Source organism: Arthrobacter sp. 10T419 (assembly GCF_056394105.1).
The window spans coordinates 1-609 of record NZ_JBFTHF010000028.1; the positions used below are offsets into that span (position 1 = coordinate 1).

The 609-nt window shown below is 65.4% G+C and carries 1 protein-coding gene; it reads right to left on the reverse strand.

Annotated features, from left to right (window positions below):
* Positions 1 to 538 (reverse strand): isocitrate lyase/PEP mutase family protein (locus AC1DBD_RS17710; protein ID WP_476982703.1); only part of this gene is annotated, 538 nt, incomplete at its 3' end.
* Positions 539 to 609 lie beyond the last annotated feature (71 nt).

The window sequence follows — 609 nt, forward strand, 5'->3', positions numbered from 1 at the left end:
CCGCAAAGCGGTGCCCCCGGTCGATGGCGTCCTCGATGCCGTGCACCGCCGCAGCGTCCGTACGGGCGATGATCTGGAACGCGTCATCCTGCCGGGCGTCGGCCGCCGCGCGGATCTTGGCGACCATCTCGCTCGTGCTGACGACGTGCTTGCCCGCGAAATGCCCGCATTTCTTGGGCATCACCTGATCCTCGAGCTGGATCGCATCCGCCCCGGCGCGCTCGAGCGTACGCACCGCGTGCTGAACATTCAGTGCGTTGCCAAACCCTGTATCGGCATCGACGATCATCGGCAACGCCACGGCATCCCGGATGCGCGCGGTATGTTCGGCGATGTCGCTCAGGCCGATGAAGCCAAGGTCAGGCAGGCCGAATGACATGTTGGTGACGCCCGCGCCGGTCAGGTAGACCGCCTGGAAGCCCAGGTCCTCGATCACGCGCGCACTCATGGCGTTGAACGCGCCGGGCACCAGCAGCGCCTGTTTCGCCGCCACCTGTTTTCGGAATGCCTGTCGGCGGGAGGATGAAAGGGAGGTCATGGTGTCTCCGGTAGTGAGGTTCGATCGCCAGCCGGCAGATAGCGCTGCGACCACGCTTCAATCAGGTTCGC